The 18,673-nt window shown below is 39.4% G+C and carries 19 protein-coding genes and 2 tRNA genes; 17 read left to right on the top strand and 4 right to left on the bottom strand.

All coding sequences use genetic code 11. The features are described 5' to 3' along the window. Position 1: 1 nt before the first annotated feature. The 4 genes from rpsD (at position 2) to CH361_RS10350 (ending at position 4,088) form a co-directional block, all read left to right on the top strand. Positions 2 to 634 (top strand): 30S ribosomal protein S4, encoded by a 633-nt coding sequence (gene rpsD, locus CH361_RS10365; RefSeq protein WP_100790755.1) that lies wholly within the window; start codon positions 2 to 4, stop codon positions 632 to 634. A 25-nt stretch (positions 635 to 659) separates the two neighbouring features. Further along, entirely contained in the window at positions 660 to 1,637 is a 978-nt protein-coding gene (locus tag CH361_RS10360) for a DNA-directed RNA polymerase subunit alpha (protein WP_002974165.1), read from the top strand. Position 1,638: 1 nt separating this feature from the next. Then, entirely contained in the window at positions 1,639 to 2,154 is a 516-nt protein-coding gene (gene rplQ / locus CH361_RS10355; RefSeq protein WP_100790754.1) for a 50S ribosomal protein L17, read from the top strand. 113 nt (positions 2,155 to 2,267) lie between these two features. Beyond that, a complete protein-coding gene (locus tag CH361_RS10350) occupies positions 2,268 to 4,088 on the top strand; it encodes a PAS domain-containing sensor histidine kinase (protein ID WP_100790753.1) in 1,821 nt (606 codons plus the stop codon). Here CH361_RS10350 and CH361_RS10345 read toward each other — a convergent pair. Then, positions 4,078 to 6,096: a 1-acyl-sn-glycerol-3-phosphate acyltransferase gene (locus CH361_RS10345; RefSeq protein WP_100790752.1), complete on the bottom strand. Its 2,019-nt coding sequence runs from the start codon at positions 6,094 to 6,096 to the stop codon at positions 4,078 to 4,080. The two genes, CH361_RS10350 and CH361_RS10345, sit on opposite strands and share 11 nt — an antisense overlap. A gap of 122 nt (positions 6,097 to 6,218) precedes the next feature. Here CH361_RS10345 and CH361_RS10340 point away from each other — a divergent pair, with 122 nt between their 5' ends. The 4 genes from CH361_RS10340 (at position 6,219) to CH361_RS10325 (ending at position 8,792) form a co-directional block, all read left to right on the top strand. Continuing rightward, positions 6,219 to 7,244: an ATP phosphoribosyltransferase regulatory subunit gene (locus CH361_RS10340; RefSeq protein ID WP_100790751.1), complete on the top strand. Its 1,026-nt coding sequence runs from the start codon at positions 6,219 to 6,221 to the stop codon at positions 7,242 to 7,244. A 7-nt stretch (positions 7,245 to 7,251) separates the two neighbouring features. Beyond that, a complete protein-coding gene (locus tag CH361_RS10335; RefSeq protein ID WP_100790750.1) occupies positions 7,252 to 8,526 on the top strand; it encodes an adenylosuccinate synthase in 1,275 nt (424 codons plus the stop codon). A 77-nt stretch (positions 8,527 to 8,603) separates the two neighbouring features. Then, positions 8,604 to 8,676: transfer RNA gene (locus CH361_RS10330), tRNA-Lys, on the top strand. 41 nt (positions 8,677 to 8,717) lie between these two features. Further along, positions 8,718 to 8,792 (top strand) — tRNA-Glu (locus CH361_RS10325). Here the strand turns inward: CH361_RS10325 and CH361_RS10320 are convergent. Together CH361_RS10320 and CH361_RS10315 are read right to left on the bottom strand one after the other, a co-directional pair. Next, on the bottom strand, positions 8,752 to 9,648 hold the full coding sequence (locus CH361_RS10320) for a TIGR02757 family protein (protein ID WP_100790958.1): 897 nt from the start codon (positions 9,646 to 9,648) through the stop codon (positions 8,752 to 8,754). The two genes, CH361_RS10325 and CH361_RS10320, sit on opposite strands and share 41 nt — an antisense overlap. Then, on the bottom strand, positions 9,638 to 10,537 hold the full coding sequence (locus tag CH361_RS10315) for a hydroxymethylglutaryl-CoA lyase (protein WP_100790749.1): 900 nt from the start codon (positions 10,535 to 10,537) through the stop codon (positions 9,638 to 9,640). Before CH361_RS10315 ends, CH361_RS10320 begins: the two co-directional genes overlap by 11 nt. A gap of 71 nt (positions 10,538 to 10,608) precedes the next feature. Between CH361_RS10315 and CH361_RS10310 the strand changes: the two genes are divergently transcribed. Beyond that, the gene (locus tag CH361_RS10310) at positions 10,609 to 11,397 is read left to right on the top strand and encodes an ABC transporter ATP-binding protein (protein ID WP_100790748.1); all 789 of its coding nucleotides are present in this window, start codon (positions 10,609 to 10,611) and stop codon (positions 11,395 to 11,397) included. On the opposite strand, the gene CH361_RS10305 is transcribed toward CH361_RS10310, so the two are convergent. Then, positions 11,352 to 12,368 carry a tetratricopeptide repeat protein gene (locus CH361_RS10305; protein WP_100790747.1) on the bottom strand — a complete coding sequence of 339 codons (1,017 nt, stop codon included), beginning with the start codon at positions 12,366 to 12,368 and terminating at the stop codon, positions 11,352 to 11,354. The two genes, CH361_RS10310 and CH361_RS10305, sit on opposite strands and share 46 nt — an antisense overlap. 8 nt (positions 12,369 to 12,376) lie before the next feature. Here CH361_RS10305 and CH361_RS10300 point away from each other — a divergent pair, with 8 nt between their 5' ends. The 8 genes from CH361_RS10300 to CH361_RS10265 are packed head-to-tail and all read left to right on the top strand — an operon-like array spanning position 12,377 to position 18,581. Beyond that, entirely contained in the window at positions 12,377 to 12,997 is a 621-nt protein-coding gene (locus CH361_RS10300) for an ABC transporter ATP-binding protein (RefSeq protein ID WP_100790746.1), read from the top strand. Continuing rightward, entirely contained in the window at positions 12,978 to 13,634 is a 657-nt protein-coding gene (locus CH361_RS10295; RefSeq protein ID WP_100790745.1) for a heme exporter protein CcmB, read from the top strand. Before CH361_RS10300 ends, CH361_RS10295 begins: the two co-directional genes overlap by 20 nt. A 51-nt stretch (positions 13,635 to 13,685) precedes the next feature. Next, positions 13,686 to 14,384, top strand: coding sequence for a cytochrome c biogenesis protein CcsA (gene ccsA, locus CH361_RS10290; RefSeq protein WP_100790744.1), 699 nt, complete (start codon positions 13,686 to 13,688; stop codon positions 14,382 to 14,384). Between the two features lie 3 nt (positions 14,385 to 14,387). After that, positions 14,388 to 15,515, top strand: coding sequence for a PP2C family protein-serine/threonine phosphatase (locus CH361_RS10285; RefSeq protein ID WP_100790743.1), 1,128 nt, complete (start codon positions 14,388 to 14,390; stop codon positions 15,513 to 15,515). Next, positions 15,512 to 16,369 (top strand): phosphoribosylaminoimidazolesuccinocarboxamide synthase, encoded by an 858-nt coding sequence (locus CH361_RS10280; protein ID WP_100790742.1) that lies wholly within the window; start codon positions 15,512 to 15,514, stop codon positions 16,367 to 16,369. The genes CH361_RS10285 and CH361_RS10280 overlap by 4 nt, the downstream gene beginning before the upstream one ends. Beyond that, positions 16,351 to 16,599, top strand: a complete 249-nt coding sequence (gene purS, locus CH361_RS10275) for a phosphoribosylformylglycinamidine synthase subunit PurS (RefSeq protein WP_100790741.1) — start codon at positions 16,351 to 16,353, stop codon at positions 16,597 to 16,599. The genes CH361_RS10280 and purS overlap by 19 nt, the downstream gene beginning before the upstream one ends. Further along, the gene (gene purQ, locus CH361_RS10270; RefSeq protein WP_100790740.1) at positions 16,596 to 17,243 is read left to right on the top strand and encodes a phosphoribosylformylglycinamidine synthase subunit PurQ; all 648 of its coding nucleotides are present in this window, start codon (positions 16,596 to 16,598) and stop codon (positions 17,241 to 17,243) included. Before purS ends, purQ begins: the two co-directional genes overlap by 4 nt. A 54-nt stretch (positions 17,244 to 17,297) precedes the next feature. Continuing rightward, on the top strand, positions 17,298 to 18,581 hold the full coding sequence (locus CH361_RS10265) for a sugar phosphate nucleotidyltransferase (protein ID WP_100790739.1): 1,284 nt from the start codon (positions 17,298 to 17,300) through the stop codon (positions 18,579 to 18,581). Positions 18,582 to 18,673: the final 92 nt, after the last annotated feature.

Raw genomic sequence — 18,673 nt, 5'->3', positions numbered from 1 at the left:
TATGGCACGTTACCGAGGTCCAGTTGTTAAATTGATGAGAAGAGAGGGGCTTAACCTCTTTCTCAAAAATAGTCATACATTACATAAAGAGAAATCTTCCCTAGAAAAGAGAAAATACCCACCAGGTCTTCCTCCTAAGAAAAAAGGGAAGGTAACAGAATACGGAGCACAGCTTCGTGAAAAACAAAAAGTAAAACGCGCTTATGGTGTTTTAGAAAAACAATTCCGTAGATACTTTGAAGAAGCATCTCACACTCCAGGGATTCCTGGTGAGAACTTACTCCAATTCCTTGAAAGAAGATTGGATAACGTTCTTTATCGTATGGGATTTGCTGTTACTAGAAGACAAGCTCGTAACTTTGTGGCTCACAGACATATTTTAGTCAATGGCCACCGAGTGGACATTTGTTCTTATCGTGTGAATGTTGGTGATAAAATCGAAATTCGTGAGAAATTCCAAAAATCCACGTTTATCGAGGAAAATATCAAACTTGCTCAAGCAATCAATCGAACTGCTTCTTGGGTGAGCGTAGATTATACCAAGTTCTCAGGAGAAGTGACTTCACTTCCAACAAGAGAGCATATTGATATTCCTGTGAAAGAACAGGTAATCGTAGAGTTGTACTCGAAGTAAGAATTTAGAGAAGAAGGATACGACATTGTCTCCAAAGAATTTATTAAAAGGTTTTAAAAGACCCAAAAAAATCGAATTCACAACTGATGTGAATACACCAAACTACGGTAAGTTTGTTGCAGAACCTTTCGAAAGAGGAATTGGTACAACGATCGGTAACTCCCTTCGTCGTACCCTCATGTCCTCCATTGAAGGAGCGGCAATTTCCGCGATTCGAATTGAAGGAGTCTCTCACGAGTTTTCCTATATCGAAGGTGTTGCGGAAGATGTAACTCGTATCATTCTTAACTTAAAACAAGTTCGAATCAAATACGAGCCTGAGGACAAAGAAGCAAGTAAAGTAATCCACTTAGAACTAAAAGGTGCTGGTTACTTTCGTGCGGCTGACTTAGCAGTAGATTCTTCTATTGAAATCATGAATCCGGATCTTCATATTGCAACTCTCAACGAGGATGCTAATTTGATTATGGACTTGGAAATCCAAAGAGGACGTGGATACGTTCCTGCTGAGGACAAAAAGAAAGATATCGAAGTATTGGGAACGATCCCAATCGATTCTATCTTTTCACCAATCCAAAAAGTATTGTTTGAAGTATCAGAAACTCGCGTTGCACAACGTTCTGATTACGAAAAACTTACTATGGAAGTTTGGACTGACGGTTCTGTTTCTCCAGAAGATGCAGTAGCACAAGCAGCAAAAATACTAAAAGACCATTTAACTGTTTTCATTAACTTTGAAGAAGAAATCGAAGAAGAAGAAGAAGAGTTGGATGAAGCTGATGAAAAACTAAAAGCAGCTTTATCTAAGCACGTTGAAGAATTAGAACTTTCTGTTCGTTCTACAAACGTTCTTCGTAGTTTGGAAATTGACTTCATTGGCGAACTCGTTAAGAGATCAGAAGACGAAATGACTAAATCAAAACATTTCAGCGAACAAAGTTTACAAGAGTTGAAAGCAAAACTTTCCTCTATGGGACTTTCTTTCGGTATGAGAGATTTTTAAGATGAATAAACGTAATAAAGTTAAACAACTCAATAGATCCGCAGATCATAGAAAAGCTATGATCCAAAATATGGTAATCTCTCTCCTTCGCCACGAAAGAATTGAATCTTCCGTTGCGAAGTTGAAAGTTGCTCGTTCTTATGCAGAACGAATCATTACTAGAGCAAAACGTAATTTAGATGCGAACTTAGCAAATCTTGATGAACAAAAGAAAAATGCAGCCATTCTGCACAACACGAGATACCTTTATAGCCACCTTGGTGACCAAGAAATCGTGAATAAACTTTTGAAAGACCTTGCGAACCGTTATGCAGAAAGAGTGGGTGGTTATACAAGAATCATTCGTTTGGTAAACCGTCCTTCTGACAACACTGCAATGGGAATTTTGGAACTTGTAGATCGCAAAACTCAAGACGAGTTAAAAGCAGAAGTGCGAGCGAAACGCGAAGAGAAAAAACCTGCCAAAAAGGAAGAAAAACCTAAAAAAGCCAAAAAAGAAAAAGCAGCAACTAAATAAGTAAAAGAAGCCTTTTCTCTACTTGGGAACAAGAAAGCCTACTCAAACCTTGAGTGGGCTTTTTTTTTATTGCAATCGTTTTGTGTTCTGATCCAATACTACATTCCAAACGCATGACTCCCCAGCTTTCTATCTCCGATTCGATATGGCATACGGCATTTAGTTCTAGTCCCATTGGGATGGCACTTACTGATATGCAAACGGGATTGTACGTAGATGCAAACGATGTGTATTGTGCTTGGCTTGGCCGGACAAGAGAGGAGGTGATTGGAAAGTCCACTCTCGATTTAGGGATATATTCTAATGCAAATGATCGTGAAATTATTTTAGAGGGATTAAAAAGAGACGGTCATGTTTTGAACAGAGAGGTTTCTCTCATCACTAAAACCGGGGCTACAGTAGTTATCCTTTTTAGTGGTCGGATTGTAGAAAATGGGAAGTATCTACTCTCTGCTGGACAAAATATAACGGCACTGAAGGAGAAAGAATACCTAGCGAGTGTTTTGCAGAGTGAACTTGTGATTAGCAAGGAGCTTTTTGAAAGTGTGTTTCGATTGAATCCTGCTGCCGTCAGTCTTTCCAATGCAGAAACTGGAAAATACGATGATATCAATGAAGCTTACTGTCGTTTGATTGGATACGATAGAGACGAAATCATTGGAAAGACCTCTCATGAATTAAATATTTGGATTACCAAACTCGACCGGGCGCGCCTTCTTGCAGAGGTCCAAAAAAAAGGTTGGAGCACTGGTATGGAGGCAAGTGTTCGAACCAAAACGGGAGAAATTCGTCACGTGGTTTCGGGTAATACCATTATCAATAATCATGGAAGGCCTACCTTACTTGCCATTCTGATTGATATTACCGAATCCAAACAAAGTAAAGAAGCTCTTGAATTTGCGGTTAAAGAAAGAACAAAAGAACTGAATCGGATTTTGGAAGACCTACAAAAAACCCAAGACCAATTGATTTTAGCAGAGAAAATGGCAACACTCGGCCAGTTAGTCGCAAGTGTGGCTCATGAAATTAATAATCCTTTGGCGGCCATTTCTGCTTTTAGTGAACAAATTTTTAACCGTATGGGAAATTTCGGAAATCGTTTGTTCCAAATCAAAGAGTGTTTTTCAAAACATTCAGAGAAAGATATCAATGAAATTATTTCTTGGGTGATTGAATTATTCACATTCAAACCGAAATCTTACGGGTTTATGGAAGCACGTAAGGCAAAAAAGAATTTGGAATCTATTTTTATCCGACTTGAGATTGAACCGGCTTATGATCTAGCCGATCGAATTGTGGATCTTGGTGTGCCTGATTTTTTTCTAGAGAATGAAAAATTTTTATTACATTTCCAATCCTCTACCTTATTAGATTTAGTACTTTCTGAACTGAATACTTTACGCAGTATTGAATCCATTCGTTTAGCTGTGGAGAGAACATCCAAAATTGTTTATAGTTTAAAAAACTATGGACGGTATGACCGACATGAAGCAAAAACTCCCATCAATTTAGTCGATACAATTGAAACGGTTTTAACCTTGTATCAAAGTAAAATGAAATCGGGAGTCGAATGCGTCCGTTTCTACAATGCAGAACCGACGATTGCTGGTTATCCAGATGAGCTCATTCAAATTTGGACAAATCTCATTTATAATGCCTTACAAGCTATGGCCTTTAAAGGGACACTTACCATTCAAGTGGATGAGTTAGAAACAGAAGTGTCCGTTCGAATCAAAGATAGTGGCCCTGGAATTCCCATTGGCATCCAGAAGAGAATTTTTGAGCCGTTTTATACAACGAAGGAAAAGGGGGAAGGAACTGGTCTTGGACTTGGGATAGTGAAACAATCTGTGGAAGAAAGACATCAGGGCCGGATCCAATTCCAATCGGAACCCGGCAATACTGAATTTGAAGTAAGGCTTCCTAAATCCTAGCCAGTTGCATCTGCAATTTTTCTGCGATCAAATCAAAATCTTCGTTTTGAATGACAGTGCGATAGGCTGCCGTAACGATCGGGTGTCTTTTTTCATCGAGTTGGATGAGGTTTGGTAATACCTTTAGTCCATAGAATCCGTTCGTAATTTTTTCTGGCCTTGTTCCGTAAGCAAGGTCATATCCATACTTTCTATCTCTTGTATCGGATCCGAAGCAGGCCAACATAAAGTCAGTCATTCCGGATAAACCATTAAACGTGGTGGGATCTCCACCAAGTAAAACTCCAATAGAAACCATTTCATTGAAAAAACGATTACTCAAGTGAAAGAGAGTGTTGTCAACATTGCCACCTAATTCTCGTTTAAAGTAACCTTCCACTAGTCCCATGGCAAGGGCGTAAACGGTTTTTAATGCTCCACCCAGTTGGACACCTTTTGTGTCTCTGGAATTGATTGCCGTTCTTGTGAACACATAATTGTTAGAAAGAAGGTCTTTGAGTTTTGGAATGAGAGAGTCCTCAAAGGCAGAAATTTCGAATCCTGAAATTTTTCTTTCCATAATTTGGTCCGGGTAACAGGCTCCGGAAACTACGGCTAATCTTTCTCTTTCAATTAGTAGTAGTTCGTTGAGATCTTCCAGGATCAGTCCTTTTTTGGAACCGGTAAATCCTTTGATCACATTGACCATAGGAGATTTATTTTTTTGCAGATAGGTTCTGATTTTTGAATAAATAGCATCAAATTCCCAAGGGTTGGTTCCTTGGATAAAAAGAGTTGCCGATTCCATTACTTCTGGTTTGTCCGAAAATTCAATATTTGGTGGAAGTTTGTAAATTGGATAATGGACAATATCTCGTTTTTCTTCATTACTTTGTTTTACAATTTCTGAATCAGGAGTGTAAATTGTAACTTTTACATTTTTGTTTGCCATCACACAAGCAAAAGCCACCGACATATTCGACGATCCGATGATGACCACATGTTCTTCTGGTTTTTTTGCCAGAGTGATGAGTTGGTTAGTTTCCCTCACATCACCTTTGTAAAGATTACGATAGGTTCCATGTTTGTGTTTATTTAAATTGCTTCCGACAAGAAGAGCGAGGTTATCAATGATAAACTGTTTTTTGTCACCAGTTCCGGGGAAGGAAACTTGTTCGATATGAGATGGAAACGATTCCATTTCTTTTTTTGTAAGTTCACCAACAAGCACTGGTTTGCCGATGACAAGTTTTCCAACAGCTTGGTTGAAGAGTAAACCCTCGATCGGTAGGATTTTTTCTGTTCCTTCAAGGGAGATGGGTAAAATCACTTTATTGGCAACATAGTGATACACTGTGTCCACAAAAGGCATAAGCCTTCCATCGCGAGACCGTGTGCCTTCCGGAAAGATAGAAATCACTTTTCCATCTGATTGTAATTTCTGGGAATTACGAAAAGCTCTCATATTGATTTTGGTCATCACGTCAGATAGGGAAGGGTTATCTGCCATATCCTTTTTGGAACAAACAAGGAGAGTTCCAAACATATACAGCCCGAGCCTTGTGAAATCTGGTTCAAAAGCAAGCCTTCCTGCGATAAATACTAGGGACTCTGCAATCTTTCTCCCTTCTGGTCCAGAATTGTACAATAGTGTAAAGATCGCCGGGGCGTCCAAATGACTGAGGTGGTTGGAAATTAAAGTGACAGGATATTTACCAATGATTCCATCTAGGAGTTTTAAATTTTCTGTTCCTTCGACTTTGAATTTCTTCATGATCGGATCGAGAAACTTCAACATAAAGTCGCGAGGTTGGGTGCGGATGTCAGTATAGACTCCGATTTCTTCCAGGCGTTCTGGTTCTTGGAAGATGTCCATGACCTTCGGTTTAGGTGTACTTTGTGAAAGAACTAAAAACTCTTCTAAAATGGACTTTGCTTCGGATTCGGTAAGACCCGATTTTACAAATAGGTGAATGTTCTCAAAAAATTCTTTATGCCAGCGTCCCAAAGTGGCTTCTTTTTCTGTCATGTATGCCTCTAAACCGACATCAAATTACCGAAAAATTTCGATTTGTCTATTCGATTTTTACAATTGATTGCGTAAATCCAGGATTTCTCTAAACTGACTTCTTGGGTGATCGAGATCCCGGTATGAATCAAAAACACAAAACAATTTCCTCGGAACAAAAATGGATTCCGGATGGATTTCATTTTTTAGGCCCCGAAGAAAGCAAAAACCGGCGGATTTTACTACAAACATTTTCAGAACTCTTCGAAAGAGAGGGATATTCTGAAATCAATTTACCTTCCTTCGATTATTCTAATTCCTTTCGCATTCATATGGACCACGATGTGGAGAGTTTACTTGTCTCCAAGGATTGGGATGGGAATGAAATCTCTCCTGGTGTTGACCTAACACTGCAAGTGGTGAAGGGAATGGCAGCACGTTCTCATTGGGAAGAGAACCAAAATGTATTTTATTTTGCTCGTAAGATTCGTGACCACAAAAAACGAAATGCGTCAAGACGTGAGATTTTACAAATCGGTGTGGAATCTTTAGGAAAGAGCGATTCCAAACAAATCATATCTCAGATCAAAATTTTAAACGAACTTTGGAAAAGTTCTGCACCGAAAATCTCTTTTACGATTGTTTTTGGTCACTCTTCTTTTTTCCGTTCTGTTTTAAAGATCCTCGGTTGGAATGAGGAACAAACAAAGGTTCTACGCCAACTTCTATATACAAAAAATGTTCCTGAACTTGTTTCTCTCGCCGCAAGAGAAAATACATCGGAGTCCCATACGAAGATGATCCAACTTTTGCTCCGGCCGATTCCCGTCAGTGAAATGCCAAAATTTCAGGAGTCACTACGGACAATTTTAGATCCTAAGGAATGGGAAATCCTGAAAGAAGATTTGGAATCGATCATTACTTTCTTTGATGAGTGGGGAAAGGTGCAAGTGGGGATTGCAAGCATTTGGGATCCATCTCTAGTCCGTGATCTATCTTATTACACAGGATTTATGTTTCAAGGGTATGTGGAAGGAGATCCGGAACCGGTTTTTGCCGGTGGTGTTTATAACGAATTATATAAAAGTTTTACTGGAATCTCAAAGGATGCATGTGGCTTTGCTCTTCATCTCGATTCCATAGAAGAAATTGTAAATAAGGTGAAATGAGGGAATTATGCCTGCAAATTTAGTTGTCGGAGCACAATGGGGTGATGAGGGAAAGGCAAAGGTAATTGATTACCTTTCCAAAGATACGGATATCATTGTAAGATACCAAGGTGGAGCAAATGCAGGTCATACTGTGGTTGTTGGTGGAAAAAAGTATATTTTCCATTTGGTTCCTTCTGGAATCATTTATGACAATACCACTTGTGTGATTGGAAACGGAGTGGTTTTAGACCCAGAATATTTTTTAAAAGAATGTGCCGATTTAGAATCTCATGGGTTCAAAGTGAAGGAAAAAGTTCTTATCAGTGATTCTTGTCATATCCTTCTTCCTTACCACCGATTGATTGACGAAGCAAGAGAAGCCGGTTCTTCTCCCGAAAGAAAGATCGGAACAACGAAAAAAGGAATTGGGATGTGTTACGCAGATAAAATGCTACGTAACGGAGTTCGGGCTGGCGACCTTTTAGACAAAGACCTTCTGAAAAGAAAACTAACTCACATATTGGAAGTCAAAAACCAAGAGTTAGTCAAATACTATGATTTGGAACCAGTGAATATCACTGAAATGTATGATTTCCTTTTGGACTTCGCGGACAAAATGGGAAAAAACATTGTGAACACAGTGTATTACCTCAATTCAGAGTTACAAAAGGGAAAACGTGTTCTTCTGGAAGGCGCACAAGGAACCGGTCTCGACATTGATTTCGGAACTTATCCTTATGTAACTAGTTCCAATCCGACTACAGGTGGAGCTCTGGCAGGTTCTGGAGTGAGCTTTCGGTATTTACAAGATGTGATTGGGATTACAAAAGCCTATGCCACCAGAGTGGGAGAAGGTCCATTCCCTTCTGAGATTCTGGGAGAAGCAGGAGACGTTTTGCGTAAGTTAGGTGGTGAGTATGGATCCACTACCGGAAGACCAAGACGTTGTGGTTGGTTTGATGTTCAAATGATCAAACATGCGGTAACCGTAAATGGAATTAATTCGCTTGTTCTGACTAAAATTGATGTACTCAGTCACTATGACAACATTCCTGTTGTTGTTGGTTATGAATATAAAGGTAAAAAGTTGGATTTTTTCCCATCGCAAGGATTAGAGGACGTAAAACCGCTGTTTGCTGAGTTTAAAGGATGGAAGGATGATATCTCTGGAATTAATTCTTTCTCTAAATTACCAGCACTATGCCAGTCGTACATTAAGTCCTTACAGGAGCTTGTGAATACTAAGATTGGAATTGTTTCTACAGGACCTGATCGTGAACACACGATCATCATGGACTAAAAAATAGGGAGCTCTCGATCTTTTTTTTAAGTAGTTGTTGACCGAGAAAGGTGGTTCGATATTCTTGGCTACAGAACGAGTCGTTAGCTCAGCTGGTAGAGCAATTCCCTTTTAAGGAATGGGTCCGGGGTTCGAATCCCCGACGACTCAAAATCAGAGTTCCGATCACTCTGAGGACGTTCTTCACAAACGGTGCCATCGTCTAATGGTTAGGACACAAGGTTTTCATCCTTGCAATCGGGGTTCAATTCCCCGTGGCACTACCAAACAAACCTCCTTCAAATAACAATTCTCACAAATCTCTTTTTGATATGATGCATTACATTTTTCAATGATCCCAACTCGAGTTAAATAGAAGTCGTATAACAAAGGATCGGTGGGGTTTAGATTCATAAAAAATTCTTTGATTAGATATGCTTCTTTCACTCCAAAACTTTTACGGTCCGTGATTCCTAAAATTCGTATTAATTTTTGAATGTGAACATCCAGAGGGAAGGGGATTTGGTTGGGTTGGATGATTTTGTAGATTCCGAAATCGGGATAGGAATTTCTTACCATCCATCGTAAAAATAAGGAAAGGCGTTTTTTAGGGGACTTTGCTTCTGATTTGCCAATTAAGAATTGTAGACCATAAGTAAGTTCTTTTTTCCCCAATGTTTTTTTGAACTCACCCTCCCAAAAACTTTGGAACCGGCTTATGGAACTTTCTTCGTCGAACCTATTTTGAGAGTTTAGAAATTTTGATTCCCAGATGGGGGAGTTCGTTTTGGATTCCGAGAGTACTCTTCCTAGTGTTTGGAAGAAGATTTGGTTGTCCTTTTTGGTTTGGAACCTGTAAACATTTAGCTTACTCAAGAAGGATTGATACTCTTCATTTTGATCTCGTAAAGTTTGGAAGGGAGAATTTCCTAGAGCAAGGAGTAGTGGCCTTAAAAAACCTTGGATGCTCTTAACGTTTCCATAAGCAAACAAACAGGAAATGAAAGAAACCACTTCGATATCGAGAGGATCTTTGTATGCTTTCGGAAAACAAATGGGATCAGTATCTAGATAGTTTAGATTTTGGTACTTTGTTCTTAGATCTTCTAATTTTGAATGGAGTCGTTGTAAATCAATCTGCATTCTTCATGGCAATATAAGTTCTAGAGGTTAGTTTTCTTTGAATTTTTTCTTCCATAAACCGACTTGCTGCCATTATGGAATTTAATTCGATTCCAGTATGATATCCTTCTTTATGTAGAAAATACACTAAGTCTTCTGTGGCAACATTCCCCGCAGCACCTTTGGCATAAGGACAACCACCGAGACCCCCTGCCGAACTATCAAAGCTACGAATCCCCATAGATAATGCCTGTTTTGCATTGGCGATGGCCATCCCGTATGTATCATGAAAGTGCCCGGCAAAATAAGTTTTTGGAAATTTCTTAAAAAGGACTTCGAGAAGGGCTTCCACTTCAGAAGGAACGGCGACCCCGATGGTTTCTCCTAAAGAAATTTCGTAAGCACCGGCATCTAATAGTCGTTCTGCGATTTCTAAGGTTTTTTCCGGTTCTATTTTTCCTTCATAGGGACAGGCGATCACAGTAGAAATATAACCTCGGACTCTAATCCCATCTTGTTTGGCCAAAGTAAAGATGGGTTTGAAAAAATCCAAACTCTCTTGTATGGTCATATTGATATTTTTTTTGGTAAAGGTTTCCGATGTGGCGGTAAAAACGGCAACTTCCGAAAAACCCGAGTCCTTGGCACCTTCGTATCCTTTTGTATTAGGAGTCAGGCAAGAAAATTGGACTGTATTTTGGAACTTAGGAAGGACTAGGGCCGCTAACTCTGTAGCATCTCCCATCTGTGGAATCCGATCCTTTCTGACAAAGGAAGTGAGTTCTATATTTTTAACTCCGCTTTCTACTAGACGAGATACGAATTCAAATTTATCCTGAGTGGAGAGAATGGTCTTTTCATTTTGCAGTCCATCTCTTGGTCCTACTTCTGTGATTTTAACTAGTTCCAATTCCCAAATCTCCTTCTCCTTCAGCTTGTCTTTAGAAATAAGAAACGCAATGATTTTATGGAGTGAACTCTATGTTTACCCTTAAAAATATTACAGTAAAAGTAGGAGACCGTTCCCTATTACAAAATATCAATCTAACTGCTGATGCAAAAAAAATTACTGGCCTGATTGGAAAGTCAGGTTCAGGTAAATCGACTCTGTTTCGGTTGACCCTTGGTCTTTTGGAAAAGGAAGCGGGATACAATTGGAGTGGATCTATTTTCTGGAATGATAAGCTACTCATCAAAAAACAAAATCCCAATCTCCAACCAGTATTCCAAGACCCACTGGCTAGTTTTTCTCCTTTTGGTAAAATGAAAGACTTACTTCTTGAACCCATTCGGATCAAACATGGTTTGTTTTTAACGAAGGAAAAAAAACAAAAAGAATTGGTTAGAATCGAATCTTTTTGTAAACGTTTAGACCTTGAAATTGACTTACTTGAGAAAACAAAATACGAGTTAAGTGGTGGTCAATTACAACGATTTGCTATCCTTAGATCCTTACTTGTCGAACCGGAATACCTCCTTTTGGATGAACCAGTTACGGCATTAGATGTTCTTGTACAGAAAAAAATTGCAGAAGAACTAAAACAAATTAATCAAACAGAAAAACTCGGAATGTTTATTGTATCTCATGATTTGGGTTTTTTATCTTATATGTGTGATGAAATTTTTGTTTTGGATGGAGGTGAAATCGCAGAGTCAGGAAATCCAGCCGAAATTCTAAAGAATCCAAAATCTAATTTATTAAAAAGTTTGGTAGCAGCCAGAAATCATTCGTTTGGAGGAGTGGTCTCTTCTTCCGAATCATCCAATTGAGTTCGTTTGGCTTCCGCAAATTTTTTGGCGATATCACGCCTTCTTGAAATTACCTTCGCAGAGACTGTCGCAAAAAAAGGATCGTTTGTAAAACTTAACATCTTAGTATATTCTTCTTCGGCAGTTTCATAGTCGGTAACTTTGGACGCTGTTTCTGCAAAATAATAATGAAATTTTTTATCGTAAGGTTTTGGTTTTCCCTCTGCCGTTGTGAGAGTGGTGCGGTTAAAAATTTTATAAGCGATATGAAAGTTTCCCTTTTCCATCTCAAGCCTAGCAAATCCAAGTTTTACATTTGGACTTTCCTCTTCGATTTTTAATGCTTTGTTGAGATAAAGGAGAGCTCTGTTTTTTAACCCTGTTGCGAGATAATGGTCGGCTAAACGGATGAGTGCTTCTGTATCATAGGGATTTTTTTCCACCGCCAATTTGTAGTTCATTATGGCATAATAAACTTGTCTTGTGATCTCCGAAAGAATCGCAATATGGAGATAGGTTTTGTAATACTCTGGCACTTCTGCTTTCGCATATTCAAATTCAACAAGTGCCTTTTCGTATTTCATCTCCAATGAATAGAGCCGCCCTAAGTTATAACGGAAGGGAAAAAATTGTGGATCAAACCTAACCCCGGCTTCCAATCGTTTGATCACATCCAAACGAACATTTTGTTTTCCCGATAATAAAAGTTCGATCGTATCGTTATTCCATTTTCCCGAATTGGTGATGGTTTCAGTTCCATAAGTAAAACTTCCATTGGATTTGGGTGGTTCGCCTTGGAAGAGTTTTCCTCGTGCGAGGATGAAGTCGTCTTTTTGATAGATAAAAGAACCATTGGGGAAGTCTGAGGTGTCAAACTCTTGATCTTTTCCCCAGAGGATTTCTGGATATTCCTGATTCCCAATTAATTTTTGTCCCCAAATCAGACTGGGAAAAAAAAACAGAAGTGCGAGACTAAAGCTACGAAAGAACATGGTGTAGAATGAACCAAACCCTTTTGGAAACAAAAGCGCTTACTATAAGTGTCGGCGAAAAGGTCTTACTTAGAGAGATCAATCTATCTTTTTTTAAGACGGGACTTGTCGCAGTCCTTGGGGAAAACGGAGCGGGGAAGTCCACACTCTTAAAAGAAATTTACCACCATTCCCATTCCTCTCCTAAATGGACTTGGAATCAGGGAAAAAAAAAACTTACCTACCTTGGCCATGAACTCGGATTTTATTCTTCTTTAAGTTTAGAGGAAAATTTGGATTATTTTTCCAAGTTAGATGGAAGAGAACCTGATCTTTCGAAACGAAAGGAGTTATTAGAAGCCTTTCGTTTGCAAAAAAGAATTTGGGATCCGATCCATACATTCTCTCGGGGAATGAAACAGAAAGTGGCAATTTTGCGGGTTTTACTTTCTTCGGCGGATCTGATTTTATTTGATGAACCCTATACTGGTTTGGATGCTGAATCTTCCAAAACCCTCACAGAACTTTTAAATTTAGAATCAAAGTCAAGACTCATACTCATTGTTCTCCATTCCATTCCTTCGGATTTACAATGTACTTCCCAATTGAAAATAGAAAAGGGAGGGGTGTTTGTTACTCACATTACTTAAAAAAGAATTTTATTTGATTGGCCGTTCTCTCGGAGGAATTGTTTCTCTTTTTACTTTAAGTGTTTCTGTTGTTTTTATTTTTTACACTTCCATTGAAGTAAACGAAATGTTGTCAGAAAGAAGCATTCGCGGAATCAAATGGGCAATTATTTTTTTACTCAACTTTGTGATCGTAAGCCAAAGTCTTTGGGAAGAGAGAGAGTCTATGGGTTGGGAGGCTAGTGTTTCCTTTGTCAGTCCTATTTCTCTGTATTTGGCTAAATCATGTGCGATTTGGTTTTGTACCATCCTTGTGAATGCTTCTTTGGTTCTTATCCTCTCTGTATTTTTTCAAAACATGAGTGTGGATCGGTACTGGGGAGAATGGCTTTTTGCTAATTTAGGGAGTGGGTGTTTGGTGTTTCTCGGTGTTTCTCTTGGTCTCATTGCCTTTGAAAGCCGGTTGAAAGAAATCATCATTCCCCTTTTGCAACTTCCCTTTTCCATTCCCCTTTTTCTGTTTGGGTTAGAGGCGGAACACAGATACTGGTTGGAACCAGGGTTTTACCTACCTTCCGTGGGTTTACTCCTCTTTTTTATGTTATTTTATGCAACACTCGGTTCTGTGATGATTGAGATTCTAAGGAATGAGCATTAATGCCTTGTTTTCTCCTCGAATTTCTTTCCATCTATAAAAATCTGGAAAAAAATGGAACGTAAGATTCGGATATTCCACCCCGCTTTCGACATCGGTTTTTACCTCGTTGTTTGTTTCTCACTCGTTTTTGCCATTATTTTATCGTTAGTTTACCCCAATGTGATTTTAGAACAAGGGCTAAGCCACAGAATTTTTTATTTACATGTTCCTGTCGCCTGGGTCGCGTTATATGGACCTGTTCTCTCCTTTTTATTTTCTCTTATTTTTCTTTTTTCTCGGAATATGCTTTGGGATCGGCTTGCCTTTACCGCAAACCAACTTTCTTTTTTATTTGCAGTTGGTGTTTTATTTTCTGGCCCGATTTGGGCTTACAGTGCTTGGGGTGTTCCTTGGGACAAAACAGACGCTAGGTTGCAGTCATTTTTTATCCTTTGTATTTCGCTTGTAAGTTATTTTATTTTCCGTTATTTGGTTCCGGCAAAAACAAAAAAAGCCATCCTTTCTGCCTATCTTTCCGTACTTTGTGCTGTCAGTGCCATCCTTACTTGGGGTGCCATTCGGTGGATTGAGAATCCAGGAAACCATCCGGGGAGTGTTCTTGGAAAGGGTGGGATGGATTCTGATATGAAACAGAGTATGTGGTTTGGAGTGCTTGCCTTCCACTTTCTATTTTTAATCCTTTTTCTTGTTTCCAACCGTAGTGAAAAAATCCAAGATATTAGATCCAAACTGAAATCGGAACTGGATTAAACCATGTCGAAAGAAGAAGCCATTCATACCATTCTCATCGTGGATGATGTTCCCGAAAATGTGGAACTTTTGAAATACCTTCTCCAACAAGAGGGATTTAAAACCTATACTGCTTACTCCGCAGAAGAGGCGCGTCTAGTTCTTTTGAATACAGCTATCGACACTCTCCTGTTAGATGTGAATATGCCTGTTCAGGATGGGTTTTCCTTCTGTCGGGAACTGCGAACCATGGACCAGTTCAAACTCCTTCCGATTCTTTTTATCACCTCGATTGAAAGAGAGGTGGGATTTCAGGAAGCGATGAAAAATGGTGGGGACGATTTTATCAACAAACCTTTTAACAAAAGGGAACTCGTGGCAAAAATCCATTCAGTGATTCGTTTGAAAGATTTACAAGATGAGTTGTATAGACAAAAAAGTAAGTATGAAAAGGAATTACAAACCGCAAGGCGAGTCCAAGACCAATTAATTCCAGAAAAAAGTTTTATTTGGAATGGAATCAAAGCTCAAACTTTATTTCATCCTTATTTACAGATCGGTGGGGACTTTGTTGATTCTTGGATCGAAGAAAAAAAACTCCATATTGTCATTGCCGATTGTTCGGGCCATGGTCCGAGTGCGGCTCTTATCGGTGCGATGTTCAAAATGCAATTATTCAATTTAGTGGCATCGATGGGACTTCACGAACGGGTAGAACATTTACGTAAAAATATGGAACTAGTTCTTCCCGAAGATTATGCAATCACCTTCTGTTATGCGATTCTTGACCAAGATCTAAAGTTATCTTATATCAATGGCGGCCATCCCGCTCCCTTAGTCTACATTGACGGTGAAACCAAATTCCTAAAAGGGATGAGTCCTATGATTATGGGAATTAACTTTACCGCCAATGACGAGGTACAAACAGTACAATTAAAAAATGGATCTTTGTTTTTTATGTATACGGATGGTGCCAGTGAAGCAATGAACTCTAAGTCCGAATACATTACCGAAGAAGGAATGAAAGAAATTTTTCACCAATCGGTAAAGTCAGGTGAAGACATTTTACAATCAGTCCAAGATAAAATTTTAGAATTTTGTGGATCTTCCACTCCGAGTGATGATATGGCCATGGTGTGTATACAGTTATGATTCCTAGTCCTAATTATAAAGGCAAGGTCAGAGATGTTTATGATTTAGGAGACTCTCTTCTTCTTGTTGCGACCGATCGAATTTCTGCTTTCGATGTGGTCTTTACCGAACCAGTTTCTGATAAGGGAAAGATTCTCACTCGTATCTCTACTGCTTGGTTTCGCCATTTTCCTGAAATCAAAAACCATTTGATTACCGATGACGTTTCCAAGTTCCCGGCTCCCTTCCAAAACGCGGAATCACTTCGGGATCGTTCCGTTTTAGTCAAAAAAGCCAAACGAATTGATTTTGAATGTGTTGTCCGTGGTTATCTCACGGGATCTGCTTGGAAGGAATACAAAGCGGATGGAACCATTGCTCACGTCCCGTATCCCAAGGGCATTCTCGAATCTTACAAGTTTGAAACTCCGATCTTCACTCCAGCCAGGAAAAATGATTCCGGCCATGATGAAAACGTGAGTGAATCCACGATGGAAGCAGAAGTGGGAAAGGAAATCTTTGCCGAACTAAAGAAACTTTCTCTTCATTTATACAACAAAGCACATGAGCTGATGGCAAAACAAGGCATCCTTCTTTGTGATACAAAGTTCGAATTTGGACTCGTGGACGGAAAACCTATTTTAATCGATGAGATCCTAACCCCAGATTCTTCCCGGTATTGGGACGCATCCACTTACGAACTGGGCAAAACTCCCGCCAGTTTTGATAAACAAATCCTCCGAAATTGGCTCGAATCTACGGATTGGGACAAAAATCCACCGCCCCCCGCATTGCCTGAATCCTTGATCCTAGAACTACGTAAAAAATACTTGGAATTGGAAGATAAAATCACCCTATGTTTGTCGCAAAAATAAACGTTACTCTCAAAGAATCGGTCCTTGACCCCCAAGGCCAAACCGTTCTCCGTACCCTTCATGACCAAGGGAAAACCTCTATCTCTGATTTAAGAGTTGGAAAATACATCGAAATGAAGATTAGTGCAGGCTCACAAGCGGAAGCAGAAACATCTGCCAAAGAAATTTGTGAATCTTTACTTGTGAACCAAGTGATTGAAACTTACCGCTTAGTTGTGGAGAAAGTATGAAAGTTCGAGTGGTTACCTTTCCCGGTTCCAATTGTGATAAGGATGTAGGGACTATACTCGAATCTGAATTTGGAGCCAAGGTAGAATACACTTGGTATAAAGAATCTTTTTCTGACATCCCTGATTTAGTTGTTCTTCCTGGTGGGTTTTCTTTTGGAGATTACTTACGATGTGGTGCTATGGCAAAGTTTTCCAATGCTATGGATTCCGTTGTGAAATACGCCAACCAAGGGGGAAAGGTGCTCGGAGTTTGTAATGGGTTTCAAATTCTTACGGAATCTGGACTTCTTCCAGGAGCTTTACTTCATAACAGAACATTAAAGTATATTTGTAAAGATGTGGATCTCATTCCCGTTGCAGAGAACAAAATTGCAAAAGGATTGAAGGGGTCACTTTCCATTCCCATTGCACATGGAGAAGGTGCATACTTTGCAGACTCTGAAACTTTAGAACGATTAGAAAAAAATGGCCAAGTGGTTTTTCGTTACAAACAAAATCCGAATGGATCTTTAAATGATATCGCAGGAATTTGTAATGAAGCGGGAAATGTGCTAGGAATGATGCCTCATCCAGAGCGTGCTGTGAATCCGTACACAGGAAAGATGGATGGAAAACAAATCTTGGAAGCTCTATTAAAAAAATAGAGATCTTTTTAACCTTTTCTTGCTTTTTCTTACAGTTGAATTACAAGGAAAGGTATGCGATTTCAAGAAGACTCTATTGATTGTGTAGACTTCATTTTAAAAAAAGATGAAGTTTTGACCATCATCTTAGGTGGAGGGAAAGGAACTCGTTTATTACCTCTAACAGAAAAAAGATCCAAACCAGCAGTCAGTTTCGGTGGTAAATACCGCCTCATTGACATTCCTATCTCTAACTCGCTTAACAGCGGTTTTGAAAAGATATTTATCCTCACTCAGTTTAATTCCTATTCCCTAAACCGCCACATCAACCGAACCTACGCTACCAATAATATCCATCAGAAAAGTTTTGTGGAAATCATTGCTGCTGAACAAACTGTGTCGAGTGCCAATTGGTTTGAAGGAACTGCGGATGCAGTGAGAAAGGTTCTCCCCTATATCAGAGAACAAAAACCAAAATACGTCCTTATTTTATCCGGTGACCAACTTTATAATATGGATCTCTCTGATTTTATGCAGAGTCATTTGATGGATCCAGAAACAGAAATATCTGTAGCCACCAATGCCATCCCAGAAGACCAAATTTATGGACTAGGAATTGTTAAGTCGGGAGTGGGTGGGTTCATCCAGGAGTTCATTGAAAAACCCCAAGAGGTTTCACAAGTAGAATCTTGTCGTACAAAAAACGGGAACTTCCTTGCGAATATGGGAATTTATATTTTTAATACATCCACTCTCATTGATGTATTAGAAGATCGAAATATGGCAGACTTTGGAAAAGAAATTTTGCCAAAAGCCATCCGCGAAAGAAAGGTTAAGGCTTATACTTATGATGGGTATTGGGAAGACATTGGAACCATTCGTGCTTTTTACGAAGCCAATTTGATGTTAACTGATCATATCCCGAAGTTCAATCTTTACTTAGAGAAAACTCCTATCTACACTCGGGCCAGGGCACTTCCTCCTTCTAAGATCATCCAGGCTGTGGTCAACCAGGCACTGATTTCCGAAGGAACGATTTTGAACCAGTGTGAGGTACACCGGTCCATCATCGGGGTTCGCCAACTCATTGCTTCGGGAACCAAAATCTATGACTCCATCATTATGGGACTCGATCACTACGGGTATTTTGACCGGAAGTCAGGAAAGATTCCGATTGGAATTGGGCCTAACTGTGAAATACGACGGACAATTGTCGATAAAGACTGTGCCATTGGTGCCAACGTTCGGCTGTTAAACGAACAGAATCTTCAAGAATACGAGGACGAATACATTCGGATCCGAGAGGGAATCATCGTTGTTCCTAGGCATACGGCCGTTCCCGATGGGTATACAATTTAAGTCAAATTGACATAGATGGGTCAAATATGGGTCATTTTTCTTGGGGATTTGTCGAAAGTTTGAGGATTTTGACTTGTCAGTTTTTTCTTGGG

It is taken from the genome of Leptospira brenneri (assembly GCF_002812125.1).
GTDB lineage: Bacteria > Spirochaetota > Leptospiria > Leptospirales > Leptospiraceae > Leptospira_A > Leptospira_A brenneri.
This window is presented reverse-complemented; position numbering and strand designations above follow the sequence as displayed.